At 72.8% G+C, this 1,362-nt stretch carries 2 protein-coding genes; both read left to right on the top strand.

Features of this window, described 5'->3' with window-relative positions; translation table 11 throughout:
- The coding region (gene menE, locus FRW57_RS21575) for an o-succinylbenzoate--CoA ligase (RefSeq protein WP_152187034.1) at positions 1-1,065 on the top strand (1,065 nt) is incomplete at its 5' end.
- A gap of 50 nt (positions 1,066-1,115) precedes the next feature.
- Positions 1,116-1,362: PLD nuclease N-terminal domain-containing protein (locus FRW57_RS21570; RefSeq protein WP_162529467.1), on the top strand; the 247-nt coding region annotated here is incomplete at its 3' end.

The raw sequence follows: 1,362 nt of genomic DNA, 5'->3' as shown, positions 1-1,362 counted from the left end.
CCCGCCCCGGCGACCGCGGGGGAGACCGTCCGGCCCGGGACGGCGTTGGTGGTCGGCACGTCCGGCTCGACGGGGACACCGAAGCGGGCCGTGCTCACTGCCGCCGCGCTCACGGCGTCGGCCGACGCCACTCATGAGCGCCTGGGGGGTCCCGGCCGGTGGCTGCTGGCAATGCCCGCCCAGCACATCGCGGGACTGCAGGTGCTGATCAGGTCGATCGTCGCCGACACCGCCCCGGTCGTGCTCGACCTCACCGGGGGCTTCCGTCCCGAGATATTCGCTGCTGCCACGGCGTCGATGACCAGCGACCACCGCTCGTCCCGCCTCTACACCGCGCTGGTCCCCACCCAGCTCGGCCGGCTGCTCGCCCACCCGGCAGGAGTGGCGGCGCTGGCCCGCTACGACGGCATCCTGCTCGGGGGCGCAGCCGCTCCCCCCGCGCTCCTGCGCCGGGCGGGCGAGGCCGGCGTCCGGGTGCTCACCACCTACGGGATGAGCGAGACCGCCGGCGGGTGCGTCTACGACGGGCGGCCTCTGACACCGACCCGGGTGCGGATCGACGAGCAGGGGCGGATCAGCCTCGGCGGGGCCACCCTCGCCGAGTGCTACCTCGGCCGCCCCGACCTGACCGAGCGCGCCTTCCACACCGGCGCGGACGGCACCCGGTGGTTCCGCACCGACGACGTCGGCCGGTGGGTCGACGGGCGCTTGCACGTGGAGGGCCGGGTCGACGACCTGATCAACAGCGGCGGGCTCAAGGTCGCGCCACGGCTGGTCGAGGAGGCGCTCGTCGCCCACCTGGGCGGCGTGCTCGAGGCCGTCGTCGTCGGCAGCCCCGACCCGGAATGGGGTGAGGCGGTCAGCGCCGCGATCGTCATGGACGGACCGGCCCCGACGGTGCGGGACGTGCGCGACCGGCTGCGCGGCATACTCCCTGACCACGCCCTCCCGCAGCGCCTGGTGACCGTCGCCACGATCCCGTTGCGGGGGCCGGGCAAGCCCGACCGGGCAGCAGTCCGAGGTCTGTTCGTGTTTGACGGTGCAAACTGGCAAGATCAAGGGTAGAGCGTTGAACGAAGCAGCGTTGAACGAGTTGAACAGACCAAGGAGGCGCCGTGCTCCGTCTGCTGGTTCCTCTCCTCATCATCCTCGTGACGGTCTATGCCGTCGTGGAGTGCATCCAGACCGAGGAGTCGCAGGTGCGCAACCTGCACAAGCTCATCTGGATCCTGCTCATCGTCATCGCGCCACCGGTCGGCGCCATCGCGTGGCTCATTGCGGGCCGGCCGCAGAGCATCCTGCCCGGCGGCGGACCCGGCGGTCATGGCCCCGGCGGTCCCGGAGCGGGCACCACCGGTCGCG

It is taken from the genome of Segeticoccus rhizosphaerae (genome assembly GCF_009192725.1).
Classification (GTDB): Bacteria; Actinomycetota; Actinomycetes; order Actinomycetales; family Dermatophilaceae; genus Segeticoccus; species Segeticoccus rhizosphaerae.
The sequence above is the reverse complement of the archived record's forward strand: the minus strand, read 5'-3'. Positions and strand labels throughout refer to the sequence as shown.